This is a genomic window from Jatrophihabitans cynanchi (assembly GCF_027247405.1).
Classification (GTDB): domain Bacteria; phylum Actinomycetota; class Actinomycetes; order Mycobacteriales; family Jatrophihabitantaceae; genus Jatrophihabitans_B; species Jatrophihabitans_B cynanchi.
The window spans coordinates 1,718,638-1,742,417 of the sequence record NZ_CP097463.1; the positions used below are offsets into that span (position 1 = coordinate 1,718,638).

The 23,780-nt window shown below is 71.6% G+C and carries 21 protein-coding genes and 1 pseudogene; 4 read left to right on the forward strand and 18 right to left on the reverse strand.

What is annotated here, in order from left to right; all coding sequences use genetic code 11:
- Window positions 1-3: 3 nt before the first annotated feature.
- The 4 genes from trpS to M6B22_RS08270 form a co-directional block, all read right to left on the reverse strand.
- Window positions 4-1,041: a tryptophan--tRNA ligase gene (gene trpS, locus M6B22_RS08255; protein WP_269445291.1), complete on the reverse strand. Its 1,038-nt coding sequence runs from the start codon at window positions 1,039-1,041 to the stop codon at window positions 4-6.
- A 46-nt stretch (window positions 1,042-1,087) separates the two neighbouring features.
- Entirely contained in the window at window positions 1,088-2,395 is a 1,308-nt protein-coding gene (locus tag M6B22_RS08260; RefSeq protein ID WP_269445292.1) for a hemolysin family protein, read from the reverse strand.
- A 41-nt stretch (window positions 2,396-2,436) separates the two neighbouring features.
- Window positions 2,437-3,231 carry an alpha/beta fold hydrolase gene (locus M6B22_RS08265; RefSeq protein ID WP_269445293.1) on the reverse strand — a complete coding sequence of 265 codons (795 nt, stop codon included), beginning with the start codon at window positions 3,229-3,231 and terminating at the stop codon, window positions 2,437-2,439.
- A 124-nt stretch (window positions 3,232-3,355) separates the two neighbouring features.
- On the reverse strand, window positions 3,356-5,572 hold the full coding sequence (locus tag M6B22_RS08270; RefSeq protein WP_269445294.1) for an NADP-dependent isocitrate dehydrogenase: 2,217 nt from the start codon (window positions 5,570-5,572) through the stop codon (window positions 3,356-3,358).
- Between the two features lie 88 nt (window positions 5,573-5,660).
- On the opposite strand from M6B22_RS08270, the gene M6B22_RS08275 reads away from it, so the two are divergent.
- On the forward strand, window positions 5,661-7,346 hold the full coding sequence (locus M6B22_RS08275) for a DUF885 domain-containing protein (protein ID WP_269445295.1): 1,686 nt from the start codon (window positions 5,661-5,663) through the stop codon (window positions 7,344-7,346).
- Between the two features lie 57 nt (window positions 7,347-7,403).
- Here the strand turns inward: M6B22_RS08275 and M6B22_RS08280 are convergent, their stop codons facing one another.
- The 13 genes from M6B22_RS08280 to M6B22_RS08340 all read right to left on the reverse strand — a co-directional run bounded on the left by M6B22_RS08280 (window position 7,404) and on the right by M6B22_RS08340 (window position 19,293).
- Window positions 7,404-8,378, reverse strand: a complete 975-nt coding sequence (locus M6B22_RS08280) for a malate dehydrogenase (protein WP_269445296.1) — start codon at window positions 8,376-8,378, stop codon at window positions 7,404-7,406.
- A gap of 29 nt (window positions 8,379-8,407) precedes the next feature.
- Window positions 8,408-8,686, reverse strand: a complete 279-nt coding sequence (locus M6B22_RS08285) for a DUF3017 domain-containing protein (protein ID WP_269445297.1) — start codon at window positions 8,684-8,686, stop codon at window positions 8,408-8,410.
- Between the two features lie 5 nt (window positions 8,687-8,691).
- On the reverse strand, window positions 8,692-9,546 hold the full coding sequence (locus M6B22_RS08290; protein ID WP_269445298.1) for a bifunctional methylenetetrahydrofolate dehydrogenase/methenyltetrahydrofolate cyclohydrolase: 855 nt from the start codon (window positions 9,544-9,546) through the stop codon (window positions 8,692-8,694).
- Entirely contained in the window at window positions 9,543-10,355 is an 813-nt protein-coding gene (locus M6B22_RS08295) for a hypothetical protein (protein ID WP_269445299.1), read from the reverse strand. Before M6B22_RS08295 ends, M6B22_RS08290 begins: the two co-directional genes overlap by 4 nt.
- Before the next feature lie 154 nt (window positions 10,356-10,509).
- A complete protein-coding gene (gene purH, locus M6B22_RS08300; protein WP_269445300.1) occupies window positions 10,510-12,072 on the reverse strand; it encodes a bifunctional phosphoribosylaminoimidazolecarboxamide formyltransferase/IMP cyclohydrolase in 1,563 nt (520 codons plus the stop codon).
- Window positions 12,069-12,629 carry a phosphoribosylglycinamide formyltransferase gene (purN, locus tag M6B22_RS08305; RefSeq protein WP_269445301.1) on the reverse strand — a complete coding sequence of 187 codons (561 nt, stop codon included), beginning with the start codon at window positions 12,627-12,629 and terminating at the stop codon, window positions 12,069-12,071. Before purN ends, purH begins: the two co-directional genes overlap by 4 nt.
- Before the next feature lie 11 nt (window positions 12,630-12,640).
- Window positions 12,641-14,008 carry a cell division protein PerM gene (locus tag M6B22_RS08310; RefSeq protein WP_269445302.1) on the reverse strand — a complete coding sequence of 456 codons (1,368 nt, stop codon included), beginning with the start codon at window positions 14,006-14,008 and terminating at the stop codon, window positions 12,641-12,643.
- 77 nt (window positions 14,009-14,085) lie between these two features.
- Window positions 14,086-15,258 (reverse strand): hypothetical protein, encoded by a 1,173-nt coding sequence (locus tag M6B22_RS08315; RefSeq protein WP_269445303.1) that lies wholly within the window; start codon window positions 15,256-15,258, stop codon window positions 14,086-14,088.
- Window positions 15,259-15,399: 141 nt separating this feature from the next.
- Window positions 15,400-16,182: a hypothetical protein gene (locus M6B22_RS08320; RefSeq protein WP_269445304.1), complete on the reverse strand. Its 783-nt coding sequence runs from the start codon at window positions 16,180-16,182 to the stop codon at window positions 15,400-15,402.
- Window positions 16,183-16,383: 201 nt separating this feature from the next.
- Entirely contained in the window at window positions 16,384-17,262 is an 879-nt protein-coding gene (gene sucD / locus M6B22_RS08325) for a succinate--CoA ligase subunit alpha (protein ID WP_269445305.1), read from the reverse strand.
- A gap of 39 nt (window positions 17,263-17,301) precedes the next feature.
- Window positions 17,302-18,471, reverse strand: coding sequence for an ADP-forming succinate--CoA ligase subunit beta (sucC, locus tag M6B22_RS08330; protein WP_269445306.1), 1,170 nt, complete (start codon window positions 18,469-18,471; stop codon window positions 17,302-17,304).
- A 105-nt stretch (window positions 18,472-18,576) separates the two neighbouring features.
- Entirely contained in the window at window positions 18,577-18,975 is a 399-nt protein-coding gene (locus M6B22_RS08335) for a cobalamin B12-binding domain-containing protein (RefSeq protein WP_269445307.1), read from the reverse strand.
- A 24-nt stretch (window positions 18,976-18,999) separates the two neighbouring features.
- Window positions 19,000-19,293, reverse strand: coding sequence for a WhiB family transcriptional regulator (locus M6B22_RS08340; protein WP_269445308.1), 294 nt, complete (start codon window positions 19,291-19,293; stop codon window positions 19,000-19,002).
- Between the two features lie 110 nt (window positions 19,294-19,403).
- On the opposite strand from M6B22_RS08340, the gene M6B22_RS08345 reads away from it, so the two are divergent.
- The 3 genes and pseudogenes from M6B22_RS08345 to M6B22_RS21985 all read left to right on the forward strand — a co-directional run bounded on the left by M6B22_RS08345 (window position 19,404) and on the right by M6B22_RS21985 (window position 21,299).
- Window positions 19,404-19,913, forward strand: a complete 510-nt coding sequence (locus tag M6B22_RS08345; protein WP_269445309.1) for an AAA family ATPase — start codon at window positions 19,404-19,406, stop codon at window positions 19,911-19,913.
- Between the two features lie 43 nt (window positions 19,914-19,956).
- Window positions 19,957-20,933 (forward strand): annotated as a pseudogene (locus M6B22_RS08350) (DUF222 domain-containing protein); the annotation flags it as partial.
- Complete coding sequence (locus tag M6B22_RS21985) at window positions 20,907-21,299, forward strand: HNH endonuclease signature motif containing protein (RefSeq protein ID WP_331459811.1); 393 nt, start codon at window positions 20,907-20,909, stop codon at window positions 21,297-21,299. The pseudogene M6B22_RS08350 and the gene M6B22_RS21985, both read left to right, overlap by 27 nt.
- Window positions 21,300-21,367: 68 nt before the next feature.
- Here the strand turns inward: M6B22_RS21985 and pcrA are convergent, their stop codons facing one another.
- On the reverse strand, window positions 21,368-23,743 hold the full coding sequence (gene pcrA, locus M6B22_RS08355; protein WP_269445310.1) for a DNA helicase PcrA: 2,376 nt from the start codon (window positions 23,741-23,743) through the stop codon (window positions 21,368-21,370).
- Between the last annotated feature and the right edge of the window lie 37 nt (window positions 23,744-23,780).

Below are 23,780 nucleotides of genomic sequence, written 5' to 3' on the forward strand. Positions count from 1 at the left end.
GGCTCAGTGTGCCGCAGCCAGGAAGCCGACCCGGTCATATGCCTGCGCGAGCGTGTTCGCCGCCACCTCGCGTGCGCGAGCCGCCCCCGCCGCCAGCACCCGGTCGATCTCGGCGGGGTCGGCCAGCAACTCGCGGGTGCGGGCCGCGAACGGCTCGACGAACGCGACCACCGCATCGGCCACCGCGCCCTTGAGCGTCCCGTACCCCTGCCCGGCGAACTCGCCCGCAACCTGCTCGACGCCACGATCGGTCGTCGCGGCAAGGATGTTCAGCAGGTTCGAGATACCAGGCTTGCCGGCCGGGTCGTAACGAACCTCGGTCCCGGTGTCGGTCACCGCGCGCTTGATCTTCTTCGCCAGCACCGCCGGATCGTCCAGCAGGTTGATCGTGCCGGCCTCGCCGAGCGACTTGCTCATCTTGACGGTCGGGTCCTGCAGGTCGTAGATCTTCGCCGTCTCCTTGCCGATGAACGCCTCGGGGACGGTGAAGGTCGGCCCGTACCGGGAGTTGAAGCGCTGCGCGAGGTTGCGGGTGAGCTCCAGGTGCTGGCGCTGGTCCTCGCCGACCGGCACCGCGTCCGCCTGGTAGAGCAGGATGTCCGCGGCCATCAGGACCGGATAGGTGAACAGCCCCACGGTTATCGAGTCGGTACCCGATCGCGCGGACTTGTCCTTGAACTGGGTCATCCGGCCGGCCTCGCCGAAGCCGGTGATGCACTCCAGCACCCAGGACAGCTGGGCGTGCTCGGGCACGTGGCTCTGCGCGAACAGCGCGCAGCGGGCCGGGTCCAGGCCGGCCGCGAGCAGCTGCGCGACCGACACCCGGGTCCGCTCGCGCAGCACCTCCGGGGCCGGCGGGTCGAGGGTGATCGCGTGCAGGTCGACGACGCAGAAGTACGAGTCGTGGGTGTCCTGCATGATCGCCCACTGCTTGACCGCGCCCAGGTAGTTGCCCAGGTGGAACGACTCGGACGTGGGCTGGATCCCGGACAGGACACGTGGCGGCCGAGCGCCCTGCGGGGTTTGCGGATTCACTGCCATGGTCCGCCGATTCTCGCACTGCCGCGACGCGCGACGCGGCGGTGGGTCAGACCGGCGCCGGGTCGGCCGTCTCGGTTCCGGCGGCCCGCGGCGGCGTGAGCCGCACCCGGGCCACGCGCCGCCCGTCGACCTCCACGACCTGCACGTGGAAGCCGGCGCAGTCCAGTTCGTCGCCCGCACGGGGCAACCTGCCGAGCTGGGCCATCACGTACCCGCCGAGGGTCGCGTACGGCCCGTCCGGCAGCTCCAGCCCGGACACCTCGGCCACATCGTCCAGGTTCAGCTTGCCGTCGACCTCCACCACCCCGCCGGACAGCCGGGTCGGCTGCGCGCCCGCACCGTCGTACTCGTCGTGGATCTCGCCGATCACCTCTTCGATCAGGTCCTCGAGCGTGACGATGCCGTCGGTGCCGCCGTACTCGTCCACGACGACGGCCATGTGATGGCCCTCGCGGCGCATCTCCGACAGGGCGGCAAGCACCCGCTTCGACCCGGGCAGCGCCTTGACCTCGCGGGTGACGTCGCCGACGGTGCGGTGCCGCGAGGTGGTGCCGGACAGCAGCAGCAGGTCGCGCAGGTGCACGAAGCCGAGTACGTCGTCGTTGCCGCGACCGATGACGGGGTAGCGCGAGTGCGTCGACTCGGCGGCAAGCTTGGCGGCGCGGCTGATCGTCATGCCCGCCTCGAGGAACGTGACGTCGGTGCGCGGCACCATCACCTCGTCCACCGAGCGCTCGCCGGCGGCGAACACCTCGTCGATCAGCCTGCGCTCGTCCACGGTCAGCGACTCGTGGGCGGCGACCAGGCCGCGCAGCTCGTCCTCGCTGATCGGCACGCGTCCGGCGGTCGGGTCACCGCCGAGCAGCCGGACGACGACGTTGGTGGACCGCGACAGCAGCCAGATGACCGGGCGGAACAGGCCGGCGAGCCGGTCCAGCGGGGGCCCGAACAGCGCGGCCGTCGCTTCGGGACGCTGCAGGCCGAGGCGTTTGGGGGCGAGCTCGCCGATCACCAGGGTGACGAACGAGATGATCAGCGTGACGCCGATGACGCCGACCGCCCCGGCCAGACCGGCGCCCCAGCCGTGGTCGACCAGGAACACCTTGACCTCGTCGGAGATGGTGACCGCGCCGTACGCGCTGGACAGCAGCGCGGTCGACGTCACGCCGATCTGGACGGCGGCCAGGAACCGGTTCGGGTCGCGCGTCAGCCGGGCGACGGCGGCGCCGCGCCGGCCGGACTCGGCCAGCCCACGCACCTGGCCCTCACGCAGCGACACGAGCGCGATCTCGGCCGCGACGAACAGCCCTTCGATGCAGATCAGTAGCAGCACGATGCCGATGTCGAGCCACACACGGCAGAGTCTAGGACCCTGTCGCGCAACCTCCTGCGCTCTCAGGCCGCAGCGGGGTGCCCGATCGGGTCGCGCAGCAGCAGGCGGACGACCTCGTCCGGGGCGTCCCACATCGGCACGTGCCCGACCCCGCGCAGCCGGACGTGCTCGGCCCCGGTCAGCACGGTGCGGGCGACCTCGGCCTGCCACGGCGGCAGGATCAGGTCCCGCCCGCCCCACGCGACCGTCACCGGCACGTCCGCGGGGATGCAGCCGGTGAACGGGGTGGCGGCGTCCAGGATCAGCCGCAGCGCCGGGCGGGCGTACTCGAAAGCGCGCAAGTCGCCGAGCGCATGATCGGCGCTCACCCGGCCGGGCCGGGTCATCAGCAGCCCGTACATCAGCCTGCGGCCGGCCGCGGTGCGGGCCAGCCGCTCCACCCGCGGGCCGACACGCTCGGTGAGTTGCGCCGCGCCGTTGAAGACGCGGCGGGTGTAGCCGAACTCGGCTGCGGTGCGCCAGAACCCGGCCGGAGCGAACGCGGTGACGCTGCGCGCATCGCCCCGGGCACCGGCCTCGAGGGCGATCCGGCCGCCGAGCGAGTAGCCGGCCACGTGCGGACGGTCCAGGCCCTGCTCGGCGAGGAACCCGCGGAACAGCTCGCTGAGCGCCTCGGTCACCGTTCTCCCGTCCAGGCAGAACGGGTCGGACTGCCCGTGTCCCGGCAGGTCGACCAGGATCACCTCGCGGTGTTCGCAGAGCCGGTCGAGAACCGGATACCAGGCCTGCCGGCGGTGCGTGAGGCCGTGCACCAGCACCAGCGGCTCGCCGCTGCCGTGCCGCTCGGACGCGAGCATGCCGGGCCTCCTGTCAGGCGACCCGTCGGGGCCGTCGGGTTTCCGCGCCGTTCAGTATGCGGATAACCGGACGGTACCTATCCGTAACGCGCCGCCACCGTCGCAACACGCCACGCGCGGTGACTCAGGATCCGGCGAGGACCCCCAGGGCGGCGTTCAGGGTGGCGCTCGGGCGCATCGCATCGGCCGCCTTGGCCGGGTCCGGCTGGTAGTAGCCGCCGATGTCGACCGGGCTGCCCTGCACGCCGTTCAGCTCGGCGAGGATCTGCTGCTCCCCCGCGGCCAGCGCCTCGGCCACCGGCGCGATCGCCGCGGCCAGTTCGGCGTCCTCGCGCTGGCCGGCCAGCTCCCGCGCCCAGTACAGCGCGAGGTAGAAGTGGCTGCCGCGGTTGTCCAGCTCGCCGGACTTGCGCGAGGGCGACTTGTTCTCCTCCAGGAAGGTGCCGGTGGCGCGGTCGAGCGTGTCGGCGAGCACCTTCGCGCGCGCGTTGCCGGTCGCGTCGGACAGGAACTCCAGCGACACCGCGAGCGCCAGGAATTCGCCGAGGGAGTCCCAGCGCAGGTGGTTCTCCTTCAGGAACTGCTGCACGTGCTTGGGCGCCGAGCCACCCGCGCCGGTCTCGAACAGGCCGCCGCCGTTCATCAGCGGGACGATCGAGAGCATCTTGGCGCTCGTGCCCAGCTCGAGGATCGGGAACAGGTCGGTCAGGTAGTCGCGCAGCACGTTGCCGGTGACCGAGATGGTGTCCTGCCCGGCCCGAGCCCGCTCCAGGGTGTAGCGGGTCGCGGCGGCGACATCCATGATCTCGATCTGCAGCCCGTCGGTGTCCAGCTCGGCCAGCGCGGGACGGACCTTCTTCAGCACCTCGGCGTCGTGCGCGCGGGTCTCGTCCAGCCAGAAGACGGCCGGCGCGCCGGTGGCCCGGGCACGGCTGACGGCCAGCTCGACCCAGTTGCGGATCGGGGCGTCCTTGGCCTGGCACAGCCGCCAGATGTCGCCGGCCTCGACCTCGTGCTCGAGCAGGACGTCGCCGTTCTGGTCGACCACGCGGACGGTGCCCGCGGCGGCGATCTCGAACGTCTTGTCGTGCGAGCCGTACTCCTCGGCCTGCTGGGCCATCAGCCCGACGTTCGGGGTGGTGCCCATGGTGGCCGGGTCGAACGCGCCGTGGACCCGGCAGTGCTCGACCGTCTCGGCGTAGAGCGGCGCGTAGCAGGAGTCCGGGATCACGAACTTGGTGTCCTGCTGCTTGCCCTCGGCGTTCCACATCTGCCCGGACGACCGGATCGCCGCCGGCATGGACGCGTCGACGATCACGTCGCTCGGCACGTGCAGGTTGGTGATGCCGCGGTCGGAGTCGACCATCGCGATCGACGGACCGGCGGCGATGGCGGCGTCGACCGCGGCCTTCGCCTCGGGGTGCGCGGCCAGCAGGCTGCCCAGGCCGTCGTTGGGGCTGACGTCCGGGTAGTTCGCGTACACGTCGCCGACGACCGCGCGCACGGCGTGCCCGAAGATGATCGGGTCGGACACCTTCATCATGGTGGCCTTGAGGTGCACCGAGAACAGCACGCCCTGCGCCTTGGCCTCGGCCACCTGGGCGGCGAGGAACTCATCCAGCGCCGCCTTGCGCATGACGGCCGCGTCGAGCACCTCGCCCGCGAGCGTCGGGGCGTCCGGCCGAAGCACGCTGACTCCCCCGGCGGCTACGCCCTCATTGCCGGGGGTGCCCCCAGTGACCGCAGCGACGTGCTCGATGCGGAACGTGCCGGCCTGCGCGACGGTCACCGACTTCTCCGAGTGCCGGAAGTCGCCGTCGCTCATCGTCGACACGTGCGACTTCGAGTCGGGTGACCACGCGCCCATCGAGTGCGGATGCTTGCGTGCGTACGCCTTCACCGAGGCGGGCGCGCGCCGGTCGGAGTTGCCCTCGCGCAGCACCGGGTTCACCGCGGAGCCCTTCACCTTGTCGTAGCGGGCCCGCATGTCCCGCTCGGCGTCGGTGCTCGGGTTCTCCGGGTAGTCGGGCAGCTCGTAACCCTGGGCGCGCAGCTCGGCGATCGCGGCCTTGAGCTGCGGCACGGATGCGCTGATGTTGGGCAGCTTGATGATGTTCGCCTCGGGGGTGGTCGCCAGCTCGCCCAGCTCGGCGAGCGCGTCCGGCACCCGCTGCTCGGGCGTCAGCAGGTCGGGGAACTGGGCCAGGATGCGGCCGGCCAGCGAGATGTCCCTGGTCTCGACCTGCACGCCGGCCTGCGCCGCGAAGGCCTGGACGATCGGCAGCAGCGACCACGTGGCGAGCGCAGGGGCCTCGTCCGTGTGCGTGTAGATGATCTTCATGCGCGCGCATCCTCCAGCTCGACTTCTCTTGATGTCAAGATACCTGCTGGCGGGAACCCGGTCGTCCCGGGGTCATAGTGTGCAGGGCATGACCGCACCGCGCACACCCTCTGCCGTCGATGCCGTGGCGGAGAAGTTCCTGAACCGCCATGCCGCCCTCGATCCGATGGTGGCTACCTACATCGGCGTCCCGGGCCACGACGGCGAGTTGCCCGACCTGACTCCCGACTGGCTCGAGTCGCTCTCGCAGCTGCGCCGGGACACGCTCGCCGAACTCGCGGCCGCCGAGCCCGCCGACGCGATCGACAAGGTCACCGTCGCGGCGTTGCGCGAGGAGTTGACGCTGCGCGAGGAGCTGCGGGCCGCGGGCACCGAGGAGTCCGACCTGTCCAACATCGCCTCGCCGCTGCAGGCCGTGCGCGACATCTTCGATCTCACCCCGACCTCGACCGCCGACGAGTGGGCGGACGTCGCCCGCCGGCTGGCCGCGGTGCCGCGCGCGATCGGCGGCTACGTCGAGTCGCTGCGGCTGGCTGCCTCACGCGGCGACGTTCGCGCGCGCCGACAGGTCGAGGCCGGCATCAAGCAGGCGGGCGACAACACCGGCCCGGACGGTTTCTTCGCCACCTTCGCGCGCGGCGCGGCGGTCGACGGCGCCGAGCTGCCGGCCACCCTGCGCGCGGAGCTGGAGCGCTCCGGCGCCGCCGCCGGCGAGGCGTACGCCGGGCTGGCGGCGTTCCTGCGCGACGAGCTGCTCCCGCAGGCCCCCGAGCGCGACGCCGTCGGGCGCGAGGCGTACGCGCTGCATTCGCGCTCGTTCCTCGGCGCGCGGATCGATCTGGAGGAGACCTACGCGTGGGGACAGCAGGAGCTGGCCCGGATCGGCGCCGAGATGCGCGCCACCGCCGAGCGGATCAAGCCGGGTGCGTCGGTCGCGGAGGCGATGGACCACCTGGACGCCGACCCCGGCCGCAAGCTCGCCGGCACCGACGCGCTGCAGGCCTGGATGCAGGGCAAGTCCGACGCCGCGGTAGCCGCGCTGGCCGGCGCCCACTTCGACATCCCGGAGCCGATCCGCACGCTGGAGTGCAAGATCGCGCCGACGCCGTCCGGCGGCATCTACTACACGCCGCCGAGCGACGACCTGACGACCCGCCCCGGACGGATGTGGTGGGCGGTGCCCGAGGGCGTCACCGAGTTCTCCACGTGGCGCGAGCTGACCACCGTCTACCACGAGGGCGTGCCCGGCCACCACCTGCAGTGTGCGCAGACGATCTACCGGCGCGAGCTGCTCAACAGCTGGCGGCGCCTCGGCTCGTGGGTCAGCGGGCACGGCGAGGGCTGGGCGCTCTACGCGGAGCGGCTGATGGCCGACCTCGGCTTCCTGGACGACCCGGCCGACTACCTCGGCATGCTGGACAGCCAGTCGCTGCGCGCCGCGCGGGTGGTGCTGGACATCGGCTTCCACTGCGGCTTCGAGGCGCCGGCCGAGCTGGGCGGCGGCGAGTGGACCTACGACAAGGCCTGGACGTTCCTCAACAACCACGTCTCGGTCGCCGAGGGGTTCCTGCGCTACGAGCTGGACCGCTACCTGGGCTGGCCCGGCCAGGCGCCGTCCTACAAGATCGGTGAGCGGCTGTGGCTGCAGCTGCGCGACGACGCCCGCGCCAAGGCCGGCGACGCCTACGACCTGAAGGCGTTCCACCGCGAGGCGCTGGACATCGGCTCGGTCGGCCTGGACGTGCTGCGGGCGGCCGTCCTGAACGAGCTGTGAGCGTTGGCCCCGTAGCAGGGTCGCCGGCGGCGTGTTGCCCTGCTACGGGGCCAACGGTCAGATCAGGCCGAGCTGGCGCACCGCATCGCGCTCATCGGTGAGCTCCTGCACCGAGGCGTCGATCTTGCCGCGGGAGAACTCGTTGATCTCCACGCCCTGGATGATCTGCCACGCGCCGTCGACCGAGCGGCACGGGAACGAGCAGATCAGCCCCTCCGGCACGCCGTACGAGCCGTCCGAGACGACCGACGACGACGTCCAGTCCGTGCCGTTCACCCAGTCGTGGACGTGATCGACGGCTGCGTTCGCCGCCGACGCGGCCGACGACGCGCCGCGCGCCTCGATGATCGCGGCGCCGCGCTTGGCCACAGTCGGGATGAAGGTGTCCTTGAGCCACGACTCCTCGACCTGCTCGGCGGCACTGCGACCGTTGACCTGCGCGGTGTAGAGGTCGGGGTACTGGGTGGCCGAGTGGTTACCCCAGATCGTCATCTTCTCGATGGTGCCCACCGGCACGCCCAGCTTGGCCGACAGCTGCGACAGCGCCCGGTTGTGGTCCAGCCGGGTCATCGCGGTGAACCGGTCGGCCGGCACGTCGGGGGCGTGCTGCTGCGCGATCAGCGCGTTGGTGTTCGCCGGGTTGCCCACGACCAGAACGCGCACGTCGCCCGCCGCGTGGTCGTTGATCGCCTTGCCCTGCGGGCCGAAGATGCCGCCGTTCGCCTCGAGCAGGTCACCGCGCTCCATGCCGGCGCTGCGCGGCCGCGCACCCACGAGCAGCGCGACGTTGGTGCCGTCGAACGCCGTCTTCAGGTCGTCGGTGATGTCGATTCCGCTGAGCAGGTCGAAGGCGCAGTCCTCGAGCTCCATCGCGGTGCCCTCGGCCGCCTTGAGCGCGGGCGTGATCTCCAGCAGCCGCAGCCGCACCGGCACGTCGGGGCCGAGCAACTGGCCCGAGGCGATGCGGAACAGCAGTGCGTAGCCGATCTGTCCGGCCGCGCCGGTCACGGTGACATTCACGGGGGTTGGCATGGCTCGCAGGTTACCGCTGCGGCCGCCGGCTACCCCAGCCGGATGGCGACGGAGAGAATCAGGCCACCCAGGCCCAGATAGCACACCGCGTCGATCCACCGGGCCCGCACGCGCAGCAGGCCGGCGCGCTGGGTGGGCAGGGCGATGCGGAGCAGGCCGGCGAGCAGCGCGCTCAGGGCGATCACGGCTGCGCCCCGGCGCCAGTGCCCGGGCGCGAACACCAGGTAGACGAACGCCACGACCAGCAGCGCCACCACGAGCAGGAACGGAGCCTGGCCCGTGGCGCGGCGTAGCCAGCGGCGGAGCACGTCGGTCAGCTCGCCGCTGCGCGTTCGGCTGCCTCGACGACGTTGGTGAGCAGCATCGCGCGGGTCATCGGCCCCACGCCGCCGGGGTTCGGGGTCAGGAAGCCGGCGACGTCGGCCACGCCGGCCGCGACGTCGCCGGCGATCTTGCCGTCGACGCGGCTCACCCCGACGTCCAGCACGGCCGCCCCGGGCTTGACCATGTCGGCGGTGACGATGCCCGGCACCCCCGCGGCCGCCACCACGATGTCCGCGCCGCGAACGTGCGCGGCCAGGTCACGTGTGCCGGTGTGGCAGAGGGTGACGGTGGCGTTCTCCGAGCGTCGGGTCAGCAACAGGCCGAGCGGGCGCCCGACGGTGATCCCGCGGCCGATCACCACGACGTCGGCGCCGGCGATGGGGACGCCGAAGCGGCGCAGCAACTCGACGATGCCGTACGGCGTGCACGCGATCGGCGCGGTCTCGTTCAGCACGAGCCGACCCAGGTTCATCGGATGCAGGCCGTCCACGTCCTTGGCCGGGTCGACGCGCTCGAGCACCGCGTACTCGTCGAGCCCTTTCGGCAGCGGCAACTGCACGAGGTAGCCGGTGCATGCGGGGTCGGCGTTCAGCTCGTCGACAGCGGCCTCGACGTCGGCCTGGGACGCGCTGGCCGGCAGGTCGCGGCGGATGCTCGCGATGCCGACCTCGGCGCAGTCCTTGTGCTTGGCGTTGACATACCACTGGCTGCCCGGGTCATCGCCCACCAGCACGGTGCCGAGGCCGGGGACCACGCCCCGGTCGGCGAGCGCGGCCACCCGGGAGGAGAGTTCGCCCTTGATGGCCGCGAGGGTGGCCTTGCCGTCCAGGATGGTCGCCGTCACGGTCGCCCATCCTGCCAGCCGTCGCGGGCGGCCCGGTTGCCCGGCCCGTCCGGCGGTGGTGCTACTCGGCCGGAGGCGCGCTGTCGTACGGGCCGGCCGGCGGGTTCGTCGGGTGCTGCGGGGCCCGTCGGCTGCGTGCCGTACGGCTGCGGCGCAACGTACGGTTGCGGTGCGCCTGACTGCTCCTGCGGCGGGTACGGCTGGCCGGCGAGCGGCCGGCTGAGCGGTGCGGGCGGGAGCGGAGCTGATGTCGGCGCTGGCGTCGGCGCTGATGTCGATGCGGCACGGCCGGCCAGCAGGAGCAGTACGCCACCGGCGATCGCGATCACCCCGCCGGCGACGGTGAGCCACAGGCCGACCTGCGGCCCGCGACTGAGCTCGAGGTCGACGCCCGATGCCTTGGCGAACTTGATGTAGCCGCTCCAGCCGTAGGTCTTGCCGCCGTCGGTGAACCGGTACTGCGACGTGACCACGAACCAGGCGATCACGACACACACCAGCGCCACGACGCCCGCCGCGATCGCGGCCTTGCCGGCGGAGGAGAACGGGTGGGCCGAGCCTCGCGAGAAGCGCGACTGCCTGCCGAGGATCAGCAGGAGGACACCCACCCCGACCACCACGAGCAGGATCGGGCCGAGCAGGCCGATCTTGCCGTCGTCCCAGGCGTGGACCGCATCCGCCGCGTTCTGGGTCGCCGACTGCCCCTGATAGCTGATCTTGCCCTGCGGGCGGAACCACGGCGTGAAGGCGCCGATCAGGCCCAGAACGCCCGCCAGCGGGATGAGCCAGGCGTGCTGCGGTGGCTTCACCTGTTGCCTCGTCAGATAGCCGGACGCAGGGGGCGGCGGCACCGGCGATCCGGGTGCCGGGGCGGCACTGGGCGGTGGCGGGTACGAGGTCATGGCTCTCCGGGGAGAGGTTGCTGCGGCGGGCTGCCGGGCCGGCTATGCCCCGACGGACCTGTCAGTGGGCGAAATGACGCGTGCCGGTCAGGTACATCGTCGCGCCGGCCGCCGCGACCGCCTCGATGACCTCCGCGTCGCGGATCGAGCCGCCGGGCTGCACGATCACGCGCACGCCCGCGTCGAGCAGCACCTGCGCGCCGTCGGCGAACGGGAAGTACGCGTCGGACGCGGCGACGGCACCCGCCACCCGATCACCGGCGCGCGCCACCGCCAACCGGCACGAGTCGACGCGGTTGACCTGGCCCATACCGACGCCGACGGTCGCACCGCCGCGCGCCAGCAGGATCGCGTTCGACTTCACCGCGCGCAGCGCCCGCCAGGCGAACACCAGGTCGGCAAAGGCCTTCTCGTCCAGGGCAGCGCCGCACGCGAGCGTCCAGGTTGCCGGGTCGTCGCCGGGTGCGTCGATCCGGTCGGCGCTCTGGACCAGCAGTCCGCCGGAGACCGGGCGCGTCTCCACGCTGGGCTCGCTCGAGCGGGCCCGCGCGATCAGCACGCGCAGGTCCTTCTTCTTGGCCCATCGCTCGAGCACGCCGTCCTCGTAGCCGGGCGCCACGACGACCTCGGTGAAGATCGGTCCGAGCTGGTCGGCCATCGCCATCGAGACCGGACGGTTCGTGGCGACCACCCCGCCGTACGCGCTTGCCGAATCGCACTCGTGCGCCTTTCGGTGCGCCTCGGCAATGTCCGCGCCGACAGCGATGCCGCACGGGTTGGCATGCTTGATGATGGCCACGCACGGCTCGCTGAAGTCGTACGCGGCCTTCCATGCGGCGTCGGCGTCGACGTAGTTGTTGTAGCTCATCTCCTTGCCGGCAAGCTGTTCGGCGTTCGCGATCCCTTCGCCGCCGGAGTTCGCCGGTTGGATGTACAGTGCCGCCTGCTGGTGCGGGTTCTCGCCGTACCGCAGTACCGCGGCCCGCTCGTACGACGCGGCGATCCAGCCGGGGAACTGCGTCTGCGGCTCGCTCGCCACGTCCGACCCGAGCCAGGACGCGACGGCGATGTCATAGGACGCGGTGTGCCGGAACGCCTCGCGCGCAAACCGCTGCCGGTCGGCGAGCTCGAAGCCGCCGGCGCGGACCGCGTCCAGCACCTCGGCATAGTGCGACGGCGAGACGATCACCGTCATCGAGCCGTGGTTCTTCGCCGACGCGCGCACCATGGCCGGCCCGCCGATGTCGATCTGCTCGACGATCTCCGGCGCACTCGCACCGCTGGCCACCGTCTCGGCGAACGGGTACAGGTTCGCGATCAGCAGCTGGAACGGTGCAATGCCCAGCTCGCTGATCTTCGCCACGTGCTCTGGATCGTTCTGGTCGGCGAGCAGGCCGGCGTGCACGTGCGGGTGCAGCGTCTTCACCCGGCCGCCGAGGATCTCCGGGAACCCGGTGACCTCCTCCACCGGAGTCACCGGCACGCCCAGGTCGCGGATGCGTGCCGCGGTCGAGCCGGTCGAGACGATCTCGACGCCCGCCTCGTGCAGGCCGCGGGCCAGCTCGTCCAGACCGGTCTTGTCGTAGACGCTGACCAGCGCGCGGGTGATGGCGATCTTGCTCATTCAATCTCCTTGCACAGCAGGCGAATCGTCTCGATGTAGAGCGGCTTCTCGGCGGCTTGGATGCGCTCGCGCAGCGTGTTCTCGTCATCGCCCGGTTCGACGGCGACGGGAACCTGGGCGATCACCGGGCCGGTGTCGACGCCCTCGTCGACCCAGTGCACGGTGACTCCGGTGCGGTCCGCACCGGCGGCGAGCGCGTCGCGGATCGCGTGCGCGCCGGGGAAGGCGGGCAGCAGCGCCGGGTGGGTGTTCACGATCCGGAACCGGGTCACGATCTCGTGCGCGAGCAGCCGCATGAACCCGGCGAGCACCACCAGGTCCGGTTCGAACGCAGCGATCCGCTCGGCCAGCGCGGCGTTCCACGCGGCCCGATCGGGTTGGTCACGCAACGCGACGGCGAAGGTGGGCACGCCAGCGGCCCCGGATCGCGTCATCGCCGCGCACCCCGGGACGTCCGTGCCGGCGGCGACCACGAGCGGCCGCAGCACCGGATCGTCGAGGATCGCCTGCAACGTGGTGCCGCTGCCCGACGCGAGGACGACAAGGCGGGCCGGCACGTTCCGGGAGCCTACCCGGCGCGCTGGGAGCCACCGCCGGCGTCGTCCGCATCGTCCGCGCCGGGATTCTGGCCGGCCGGTGACCGCACCGCGTCGGCGAGCAGTTGCAGCCGGCCGGCGGCGTCAGCGCGGCCCGATACGCCGGTGCCGCGTGCCCGGCTGACGAAGCGGGAGCGGGCGGCCGCCACACCGAGTCCTGCCGACGCCACGCCCGCGACGGCCACACCGGCGCTGAGGGCGAACCGCCACGGCGACGGCCCGATCGTGCTCAGGCCGCCCGCGCCGATCGCGCCGCCGGCCTGCCAGCCGAGCACGATCAGGCCCAGCAACACCCCGGCGGTCGCGGACCCGATCAACTGCCAGCGCGCGGCCCATGCGTCCTCGCGGCAGGCCAGTCGGGCGAGCAGCAGTCCGGCGAGCAGCGGGGTCAGCGCCATCAGCACCCAGACCGGCGCGTTCGCACCCGAGCCGTCCGGCATCGCACCCAGCAGCGGGAACGCCGGCAGCACGCCGTGCGCGGTCGTGAAGGCGCTCGCGCTCGACCCGCCTACGGCGAACCCCGGGCCGGCCAGGTACGCGGCCCCGGCGACGGCCGCGTTGGGCGCGGCGAGAACTCCCAGCAGCAGCACCGGGACGCCGCCCCAGCCACCGCCGACCTGCGCGGACAGCGCCTCGATCCGGGCGTGGTGCACGACAGCGGAACCGGCGGCAAGCAGTGCCCCGGCGGCGAGGTACACGCACAGCGCGACACCTGCCCCGCGCGCTCCTGCCCGAACGGACGCCGGGGTCCGTTCGGCCAGCAGATCGGACAGCGGTGAGTACAGCACCAGCGCCGTGCCGCCGCTGAACGCGAACAGCAGGAACGCCGCCGCGGCCACGCCGAGGAACGGTGCATCGCTGGTGCCGAGGGTGGCGTACGGGACGGCGAGGAGGCAGCAGCCGGTGAAGCTGACCGCCTGGGCAAGGCCGGCGAGCGCGAGCCGTAGCGGATCGCACTCGCCGATGCCGGCCGCCGCGTCGGCCAGTCCCGCACCGGCTCGCCAGGCAGTGATCGCGACGGCCCCCAGCATGCCGAGCGGCAGGAACGAGGCGGACGTGCCGTCGACCGTGACGCCGCCGTGCAGCGCGGCCAGGAAGGTGAGCAGCCCGGCATGGATGGCCGAGTGGGCGCGCCCGCCCGGCCCGGACACCGGCAGCCAGCAGACTGCGACGGCGAGGATGCCGACCGTCGCGCAGACGATTGCCGCGCCCGCGCCGGTCCAGGTCGCGGCGCGCCACAGCGAGCGGCCGGCAGCGCGGGGCACCACGCTGCGCCGCGCGGCAGCGCCGTCGTTCGGCGCGGCCGACGGCTCGCTGCAGTGCTCGCGCGGGCCAGGCATCAGTTCAGGCTGGCAAACCGCCCGGGCGATCCGGCGCAGACGCGCCGACTGCGGCGAGTTCTTATCCGCAGACGCAGCTACTGCGGCGGCTGATCACCCGGTTCCGGACGCTCGTGCTGCGGCGCGGTGGCCGGCGGTGCCGGAGGCGGCGGCGCCTGCTGCGGCGCGGGTGGCACGGGTGGCGCGGCCTGCTGCGGGCGCGGCTGCGGCGCGGGCGGCTGCGGCGCGGGCGGCTGCGGCGCGGGCGGCTGCGGCGCGGGTGGCTGCGGCGCGGGTGGCTGCGGCGCTGACCCTGGGGCAGGCGGCGGGTAGCCGGGCTGCTGGCCGTAACCCGGTTGCTGCCCGTAACCAGGTTGCTGCCCGTAACCAGGCTGCGCACCGGGCTGCTGGCCGTAACCAGGCTGCGCACCGGGCTGCTGGCCGTAACCAGGCTGCGCACCGGGTTGCTGCCCGTAGCCGGGTTGCTGCCCGTAACCAGGCTGCGCACCGGGTTGCTGCCCGTACCCGAGTTGCGCACCGGGCTGCTGCCCGTACCCAGGTTGCTGCCCGTAACCAGGCTGCTGCCCGTAACCAGGCTGGCCGTACCCGGGCTGGCCGTACGGCGCCGTGCCCCCCGTACCCGGGTATCCGGCGGGCGCCGAACCCGTCGGGCGCAGCGTGCCGAACCCGCCGGTCTGCTGCACGCGCAGCACGGCTACGACCAGGGCGATGATCAGCAGGATCAACACGATCCAGTACGCCCAGCCGTGGCCGGCGTCCACGTCGCTGGCGCCGGAGTCGATCGTGGTCCCCTTGTAGTCGCCGTCCGGGATGACGGCCAGCGCGATCAGCGTGAAGATCACGCCGAGTGCCAGGCCGCCGATGCCGATCAGGCGGGCCGGAACGGGCAGGGAGACGTGCGGCGCCAAGATCGCGACTGCGATCGCCGCGGCGGCGATCAGCGCGAGCAGCACGCCGAACCAGCCGAAGAACCCGTGCCAGGCGCTGTTGCCTATGCCGTCGCACACGTCCTTGTACTGGCCGCGGTACTGCGCCGGCACGTCGGACAGGTGCTTGCACACCTGGTCGGCGTCCGAACCCTTCGCGGCGTAGTTGTAGTAGCTGAAGAAGGAGAAGATGAGCGCGAGCACCGAGGCGCCGACGGCCGCCCAGTCAAGCGGGTTGACCGATTTCGGGTCGAAGCCGGCCCGGGGTGTCCCGTAGCCGGTTGGCGGCGGGCCGGCCTGGCCTGGTGGCGGATACGCGGACATTGGTACACCAGCCTCTCGTGGCGCGCCGCGGCGCGCGGGAGTCGGGACGAGCTACCGGACGACTGTATCGCCCCTTTGAGACGGCTGTGCCGGGGCACGCAGTTTGCGTGCCCCGGCACAGTTTGACCGGATACGGCAGTATCAGCGCGGCGGTCCCTGCGGCGGCGGTCCCTGCGGCGGGGCACCGTACTGCGGCGGACCCTGCGGCGGGCCTTGGGGCGGGGCACCGTACGGCGGCGGACCCGCCGGCGGCTGACCGGCCGGGCCACCCGCACCGTGCGCACCGGGTGCGTGCCCACCGATGTTCGGGATGCCGCCGAGCGCGCCGGGCAGCTTGCCGCCCCCTTGCTGGAAGCGCATCAGCGAGAGCACCAGCCCGGCGATGATCACGATCAGGCTGATCCAGTAACCGAAGCCGTGCCCCTCGTCCACGTACTTGTCGTAGCCCGGGCCACCGCCCAGGTAGTCCGGCACGACGAACAGCGCCAGGATGACGCAGAGCGTGGCGACCGCGTAGCAGCCGAGACCGATGAGCCGGTTCGGGAACGGCAGCTTGACCTGCGGCATGAACAGCTCCAGTGCGACGAGCGCGGAGCCGACCACGGCGAGCAGCATCGCGAACCAGCCGAAGAAGCCGTTCCACGCGCTCTCGGTCAGGTTGTAGTTGTCACACAGATCGCCGCAGTTCTTGGCGCTGAAGCTGTAGTAGCTGACGAAGGAGAAGATGAACGCCAGCAGGCCCGCGCCCATGATTCCCCAGTCGAGCTGGTTCACCGACTTCGGGTCGAAGCTCGCGCGTGCCGGCATCCCGGCTCCGGGCGGCGGCCCCCAGGCGCCCGGTGGCGGGCCGCCCTGTGGGCCGCCGGGCGGCGGTGGCGGTGGTGATGCCGGTGGTGGTGGTGGTGGCGGCGGTTGGAACGTCATGGCGTTCTCCTCGTCGAAGTTGTGTCCCTCTTAGCTCGCAAAGCTAGCGCCAACCCACGGCATAGCAAACAATGAACACGCCGATGCACCCTTTCGGGAGGCGCGAATGTCCGAATTGCCGGACGATTCTGCCCGGACGGACGCGAACGGCGGGGCGGCTCGCCTGCGCGAACCGCCCCGCCGTGATCGTCCGGCGCTGCCTCAGCCGGAGACGATCTCCCGCATCAACTGCGCGGTCTCGCTGGGCGTCCGGCCCACCTTGACCCCGGCGGCCTCGAGCGCTTCCTTCTTCGCCTGCGCGGTACCGGACGAGCCGGACACGATCGCGCCGGCGTGGCCCATCGTCTTGCCCTCGGGCGCGGTGAAGCCGGCGACGTAGCCGACGACCGGCTTGCGCACGTTGGCCTGGATGTACGCGGCAGCACGCTCCTCGGCGTCGCCGCCGATCTCGCCGATCATCACGATCGCGTCGGTCTCGTCGTCGTTCTGGAACGCCTCGAGACAGTCGATGTGCGTGGTGCCGATGATCGGGTCGCCGCCGATGCCGACGCAGGTGGAGAAGCCGAGATCGCGCAGCTCGTACATCATCTGGTAGGTCAGCGTGCCGGACTTGGACACCAGGCCGATGCGTCCGGCCTTGGTGATGTCGGCCGGGATGATGCCGGCGTTCGACTTGCCGGGACTGATCAGGCCCGGGCAGTTCGGCCCGATGATGCGCGTCTGCTTCCCTTGCGCGTAGGCCCAGAACGCCGCGGTGTCATGGACGGCGACGCCCTCGGTGATCACCACCGCGAGCGGGATCTGCGCGTCGATCGCCTCGATCACCGAGTCCTTGGTGAACGCCGGCGGGACGAACCCGACGGCCACGTTCGCGCCGGTCTCGGCCATCGCGTCGGCCACCGTGCCGAACACCGGCAGCGAGGTGTCGCCGAACTCGGACTTCGTCCCGGCCTTGCGGGCGTTGACGCCGCCGACGACGTTGGCCCCCGAGGCGAGCATGCGCGCGGTGTGCTTCATGCCCTCCGAGCCGGTCATGCCCTGGACGATGATCCGGCTGTTCTCGTCGAGAAAGATGCTCATTTGCTCACTCCGCAAGCGTCATTCGCAGTTGCCATTGCCTTACGCTCCCTGGTTGGCGAGCTCGGCGGCCTTGTCGGCCGCGGCGTCCATGGTGTCGACCAGCGTGACCAGCGGGTGGGCGGCCTCGGTCAGGATCCGCCGTCCCTCGACGACGTTGTTGCCGTCCAGCCGGACGACCAGCGGCTTGTTCGCCTCGTCGCCCAGGGTCTGCAGCGCGCCGACGATACCGTTGGCGACCGCATCGCACGCGGTGATGCCGCCGAACACGTTCACGAACACGCTGCGCACCGCAGGGTCGTTGAGGATGATGTCCAGTCCGTTGGCCATCACCTCGGCGCTCGCGCCACCGCCGATGTCGAGGAAGTTCGCGGGCTTCACGCCGCCGTGCTTCTCACCGGCGTAGGCGACCACGTCGAGTGTGGACATGACCAGGCCGGCGCCGTTGCCGATGATCCCGACCTCTCCGTCGAGCTTGACGTAGTTGAGGTGCTTCTCCTTCGCCTTCTGCTCGAGGGGATCGGTGGCCGCGACGTCGACCAGGCCGGCGTTGCGCGACTGGCGGAAGTTCGCGTTGTCGTCCAGCGTGACCTTGCCGTCGAGCGCGACGACGTCCCCTGACCCGACTCGCGCAAGGGGATTCACCTCGACCAGCGTGGCGTCCGCGCCCACAAACGCGTCCCACAGCTTCACGAGCACGTCGGCCACCGGGTCGATCAGGTCGGCGGGGAACTTCGCGGCCTGCGCGATCTCGCGGGCTTTGGCCACATCGACGCCCTGGTTGGCGTCGATCGGCACCTTCGCCAGTGCGTCCGGACGCTCGACCGCGAGCTGCTCGATCTCCATGCCGCCCTCGTAGGACGCCATCGCCAGGAACGTCCGGTTGGCGCGATCGAGCAGGTAGGAGACGTAGTACTCCTCCTTGATGTCCGCGCCCGGGTCGACGAGCACCCGGTGCACGGTGTGCCCCTTGATGTCCATGCCCAGGATCGCCTCGGCGTTGGCCCGGGCGTCCGCTGGCGTCTTGGCCACCTTCACGCCGCCGGCCTTGCCGCGGCCGCCGATCTTGACCTGCGCCTTGACGACGGTCACGCCGCCGATGCGCTCGGCGATCGCCTGCGCCTGCTCGGGGGTGTCGGCCACCTCGCCGAGGCCCACCGGTACGCCGTACTCACTGAACAGTTGCTTGGCCTGGTACTCGAACAGATCCACGCTGTTACGTCCGTTCTCGCGGTTGTGTCGTGTTGCGAACTTCGCTGAAACCCGCCCGGAGCCTAACCAGTACCGGGACGAACCGACGCGCTCGTGAGACTGGATTCACGAACCGCCGACGTTCGCCCTGACCCACTGCACGACCTCGTCCATCGTCGCCCCGGGCGTGAAGACCTTGGCCACGCCGGACTTTTCGAGCGCGGGGATGTCGGCGTCCGGGATGATGCCGCCGCCGAACACCACGACGTCCTCGACGTTGTTCTGGCTGAGCAGTTCGAGGGTCCTGGCGAACAGCGTCATGTGCGCGCCGGACAGCACGGACAGCCCGACCGCGTCGGCGTCCTCCTGGATCACTGTCTGCACGATCTGTTCCGGAGTCTGGTGCAGGCCGGTGTAGACGACCTCCATGCCTGCGTCGCGCAGTGCGCGAGCGATCACCTTCGCTCCGCGATCGTGCCCGTCCAGCCCGGGCTTGGCGATGACGATCCTGATGCGTTCGGCCACGCAATGGAGCGTATGCCCCGCGGCTCAGGCGGCGGCGTCGCGGTCGGTCTTGCGGGGGCGGCCGCGCGGTCGCTTGACCGCGACGATCACGCCCTCGACCACGATCTCGCCGCCCCACACCCCCCACGGCTCGCGCCGTTCGAGCGCACCCGACAGGCAACCGGCGCGGGCCGGGCAGGGCCGGCAGAACGCCTTGGCCGCCTCGAGCCGGACCGGGCTCTCGGCGAACCACAGTTCGACGTCCTCGACGCGGCACGGCAACGACTCCGGGCAGGCCGGCGAGAGCGGATCCATCGCCCGGCTCGGCAACGAGTGCATGAGACCTCCTCGCGAACTTGGACGTTCGCAAGAGGCCGATCTCATCGCCGGCGGGACATTCACCGCGCTGCTCCGGTAGTCCGGCTCGGACAGCAGGCAGAGTAGGACAGGTGCTCATCGTGATCTCTGGTCTGCCCGGCACGGGAAAGTCCGCGGTCGCTGCCGAAGTCGCCCGGGAGCTCGACGGTGTCCGGTTGTCGATCGACCCCATCGAGGACGCGCTGCTCGGATCGGGGTTCCCGCCGTCATGGCGGACGGGCGTGGCGGCATACGAGGTTGCGAGGGCGGCTGCCGAGCAGAACCTCGTCCTCGGGCGGACGGTGATCGTGGACGCCGTCAACGACAGCGAGCTCGCCCGGGACACGTGGCGCAGCGCAGCCACACGCTCCGGCGTGGCGTTGTTCTTCGTGCTGCTCACCCTGGACGACGCCGCGGAACATCGCCGTCGTCTGGAGGGCCGTGGGCACAGGCACGCTCACGTGCCGGAGCCGACCTGGGAGGACGTTCGGCAACGCGCAGCCTCGTACGAACCGTGGGTCGGGGACTGCGTGCGGGTCAGCGCCGAGGCTCCGGTCAACGAGCTGGCCAGGGCAGTCCTCGATCACCTGCCGAGCAGCTGATCACCGCGCGTTTTTGTCGTACCCTCGGGCTACATTCCAACACATGTTCGACAAGCTCGATGCCTCCGTAGCGATCGCCTCGATCCGCGCCGGTGTCGATGCGTTGCTCGATTCCACGCTCACCGCGCTGACCGGCGATCAGCTGGTGGAGCTGACCCGCGAGCTCGAGCAGCAGGCACGCCGGCTGCCTGCGGTCGAACATCGGGTGGTGGCCGAGCTGGACGAGCGGAGCCTGGCCGGCGAACTCGGCTGCGCGAACACCGCGACGCTGCTGCACGACCTGCTGCACCTGCACCCGCGCGAGGCGAAGGCACGCGTCGGAGCAGCGCGTGAGCTGACCGAGCGCCGCGCCCTCTCCGGCGAACTGCTCGCGCCGCTGTGCCCGGCGGTGACCGCCGCCCAGCGTGCCGGGCGGATCTCCACCGCGCACGCAAAGGTGATCCGTGACCTGCTGCTGTGGCTGCCGGCCGAGTGTGACCGCGAATTCGGCGGCGTGCTCGAGCAGTGCCTCGTCGAGCACGCCGAGCAGCTCGATCCCCTGCAACTGGCCCGCGCGGTCCAGCGGCTCAAGGCGCGGCTCGACCCGGACGGTCCGGAGCCGCGCGATCGGGAGAACCACCGCCGTCGCGGCGTCACGATCTGCCCGAACCCGGACGGCTCCAGCGAACTGCGCGGACACCTCACCCCGCCGCGACCGCGGTATGGCAGGCGATCTTCGACTCCCTGGCCGCGCCACGACCGAGCACCGAGCACCAACGTGATGACCGCAGTGCGGCACAACGGCGGCACGACGCGCTCTACGAAGCAGGCAAGCGGCTGCTGCGCTCGGGCACGCTGCCGGACTGTGGCGGCGCACCCGCCACCGTGCAGGTCACCGTCCCCGCCAAGGATCTGCGCGATCGGACCGGCTTCGCAGACACCGCACACGGCGACGCGATGAGCGTCACCGAACTGCTGCATCTGGCCGCCGAGGCCGAGATCATCCCGGTGGTGCTGGACGACGCCGGCGGGGTCCTCGCCTACGGAAGGACCCGCCGCTACGCCACGCCGTCACAACGGCGCGCCCTCGCCGCCCGAGACGGAGGTTGCTCGTTCCCGAACTGCACCGTCCCACCCGCCTGGTGCGAGGTCCACCACGTCACGCCATGGGTCGACGGCGGCCGCACCGACATCGACGAAATGACGCTCGCGTGCGACTTCCACCACGACAACCATGAGAACGCGGGCTGGACCTGCCAGATGATCGACAAGGTCCCGAACTGGATTCCGCCGCCCTGGATCGACCCGGATCGAATGCCCCGGCGCAACACCGCCCACCACGTCGAGATCACCTTCGATCTGGACGCCGATCACCTGCAGCCCGCCGATTCACCGCTGCGAACCTGAACCTCAGCACGTCTTGAGTTCAGCTCCCTGTCGCGGTGCGCCGAGCCTCGCGGGCGCAGTGCCGGGGGTTACAGCTTCTGGACGGGGGCGTAGCGCAGCATCAGCCAGCGCAACCCCTCGCTGCCGAAGTCGACCTGGGCCTGCGCGCCGTCGCCGGCGCCACGAGTGGCGACCACGGTGCCCAGCCCCCACGCGTCGTGGGTGACCCGGTCGCCCACGTCCAGCGACGGGATCGCCCGGTCGCCCGCGCCGCCGCGCAGGCCACGGCCGCCCGGCGCCAGCCGCGACGACGCGACCTGCTCCTGGGCCGAGCGCCGGGGCGTCGCGCGGTAGCCGTGATCGCCGTACCGCGACGGGACGTCGTCGTCGTAGCCGGCCGCGAACGGCTGGCGCCCCACCGCGCCCGTCCAGACCGCGAGCTCGGCCGGCACCTCGTCCAGGAACCGCGACGGCGGGTTCCACGACGGTGCCCCCCACGCCGAGCGGGCCAGCGCACGGGACAGGTACAGCCGCTGCTGCGCCCTGGTGATCCCGACGTAGGCGAGCCTGCGCTCCTCGGCCAGCTCGGCCGGATCGCCCAGCGTGCGCAGGTGCGGGAACACGCCGTCCTCCAGCCCGGTGAGGAAGACGACCGGGAACTCCAGGCCCTTGGCGGTGTGCAGCGTCATCAGCGTGGCGACTCCCCCGTCCCGGTCCGGGACCGAGTCCGCGTCCGCGACGAGCGACACCTGCTCCAGGAACGCGACCAGTGACGTCGCCTCGTCGCTGCCGGCGCGCTGCTCCTCGAACTCGCGCGCGACGCTGACCAACTCGCGCAGGTTGTCGACGCGGCCCTCGTCCTGGGGGTCACGGCTGGCCTCCAGTTCGGCGAGGTAGCCGGTGCGGTCGAGCACGGCCTCCAGGATCGAGGACGGGGTGCCGTCGGGGCCGGCCAGCACGCCGCGCAACTCGGTGAGCAGCGCGGTGAACTCGCCGATCGCGTTCAGTGAGCGCACCGCGATGCCGAACGCCTCGTCGGCGCGTTCGAGCGCGGCACCGAAGGAGATCCGCTCCTGTTCGGCCAGCACCTCGACGCACGCCTCGGCGCGGTCACCGATCCCGCGCCGCGGCGTGTTCAGGATCCGGCGCAGCGACACCACGTCGTCCGGGTTGGCGATCACCCGCAGGTAGGCGAGCGCGTCGCGGACCTCCTTGCGCTCGTAGAAGCGCACGCCGCCGACGACCTTGTACGGCAGCCCGACCCGGATGAACACCTCCTCGAACACCCGTGACTGCGCGTTGGTGCGGTAGAAGATCGCGACGTCCGACGGTTTCACGTCGTGGTCGTCGGCGAGCGCGTCGATCTGCTGCGCCACCCAGGCGGCCTCGTCGTGCTCGTTCTCGGCGACGTAGCCCTGGATCTGCTCGCCCGCGCCCGCCTCGGACCACAGGTTCTTCGGCCTGCGGTCCGGGTTGCGCGCGATGACCGCGTTGGCCGCGGACAGGATCGTCTGCGTCGAGCGGTAGTTCTGCTCCAGCAAGATCGTGGTGGCGTTCGGGTAGTCGCGCTCGAACTCCAGGATGTTGCGGATCGTCGCGCCGCGGAAGGCGTAGATCGACTGGTCGGCGTCACCCACCACGGCGAGTTCGGCCGCCCCGAGCCCCTCCACCGCCTGGGTGAGTTCGCGGACGAGGACGTACTGGGCGTGGTTGGTGTCCTGGTACTCGTCGACCAGCACGTGCCGGAACCGGCGCAGGTAGTGCTCGGCGACGTCGGCGTGGTCCTGCAGCAGCCGCACGGTGCGCATGATCAGGTCGTCGAAATCCAGGGCGTGCGCGTCCTCCAGCCGCCGCTGGTACCGGGCGTAAGCCTCGGCCAGCACCTTCTCGTGGGCGTTCGACGCCTGTTCCGCCCACGCCTGCGGGGTGACCAGTTCGTTCTTCAGGTTGCTGACCTGCGCCGACAGCGACCGCGCCGGGTAGCGCTTGGGGTCGAGGTCCAGGTCGCGTCCGACCATGGTCATCAGCCGCTTCGAGTCGTCGGCATCGTAGATCGAGAACGACGTCTTGAGACCGATCGTCTTCGCCTCGGCGCGCAGGATCCGCACGCACATCGAGTGGAACGTGCTGACCCACATCGACCGGGCCCGCGGCCCGACCAGTGCGGCCACCCGCTCCTTCATCTCGCCGGCGGCCTTGTTGGTGAACGTGATCGCCAGGATCTGGCCGGGCGTGGCGCCACGCTCGGCCAGCAGGTACGCGATCCGGTTGGTGAGCACCCGGGTCTTTCCCGAGCCGGCCCCGGCCACGATGAGCAGCGGGCCGCCCTGGTGCAGGACCGCGGCCCGCTGCTGCGGGTTCAGGCCCTCGAGCAACGTCGCCGGGTCGACGGCCAGGCGGGTGTGCGGCCCTCGCTGCGCCCCTGCGGGCGGCAGATCGAACAGGCTGTCGAGGTCTGTGGTCATCTCGGCATCAAGCCTACGTGCGGGCACCGTCAGTCCC

Bases quoted from the DNA above. Each gene is read 5' to 3' on its own strand.
- trpS (WP_269445291.1), bottom strand. From the start codon at position 1,041: ATGGCAGTGAATCCGCAAACCCCGCAGGGCGCTCGGCCGCCACGTGTC.
- M6B22_RS08265 (WP_269445293.1), bottom strand. From the start codon at position 3,231: ATGCTCGCGTCCGAGCGGCACGGCAGCGGCGAGCCGCTGGTGCTGGTG.
- M6B22_RS08270 (WP_269445294.1), bottom strand. From the start codon at position 5,572: ATGAAGATCATCTACACGCACACGGACGAGGCCCCTGCGCTCGCCACG.
- M6B22_RS08275 (WP_269445295.1), top strand. From the start codon at position 5,661: ATGACCGCACCGCGCACACCCTCTGCCGTCGATGCCGTGGCGGAGAAG.
- M6B22_RS08280 (WP_269445296.1), bottom strand. From the start codon at position 8,378: ATGCCAACCCCCGTGAATGTCACCGTGACCGGCGCGGCCGGACAGATC.
- purH (WP_269445300.1), bottom strand. From the start codon at position 12,072: ATGAGCAAGATCGCCATCACCCGCGCGCTGGTCAGCGTCTACGACAAG.
- M6B22_RS08310 (WP_269445302.1), bottom strand. From the start codon at position 14,008: ATGCCTGGCCCGCGCGAGCACTGCAGCGAGCCGTCGGCCGCGCCGAAC.
- M6B22_RS08315 (WP_269445303.1), bottom strand. From the start codon at position 15,258: ATGTCCGCGTATCCGCCACCAGGCCAGGCCGGCCCGCCGCCAACCGGC.
- M6B22_RS08320 (WP_269445304.1), bottom strand. From the start codon at position 16,182: ATGACGTTCCAACCGCCGCCACCACCACCACCACCGGCATCACCACCG.
- sucD (WP_269445305.1), bottom strand. From the start codon at position 17,262: ATGAGCATCTTTCTCGACGAGAACAGCCGGATCATCGTCCAGGGCATG.
- M6B22_RS08340 (WP_269445308.1), bottom strand. From the start codon at position 19,293: ATGCACTCGTTGCCGAGCCGGGCGATGGATCCGCTCTCGCCGGCCTGC.
- pcrA (WP_269445310.1), bottom strand. From the start codon at position 23,743: ATGACCACAGACCTCGACAGCCTGTTCGATCTGCCGCCCGCAGGGGCG.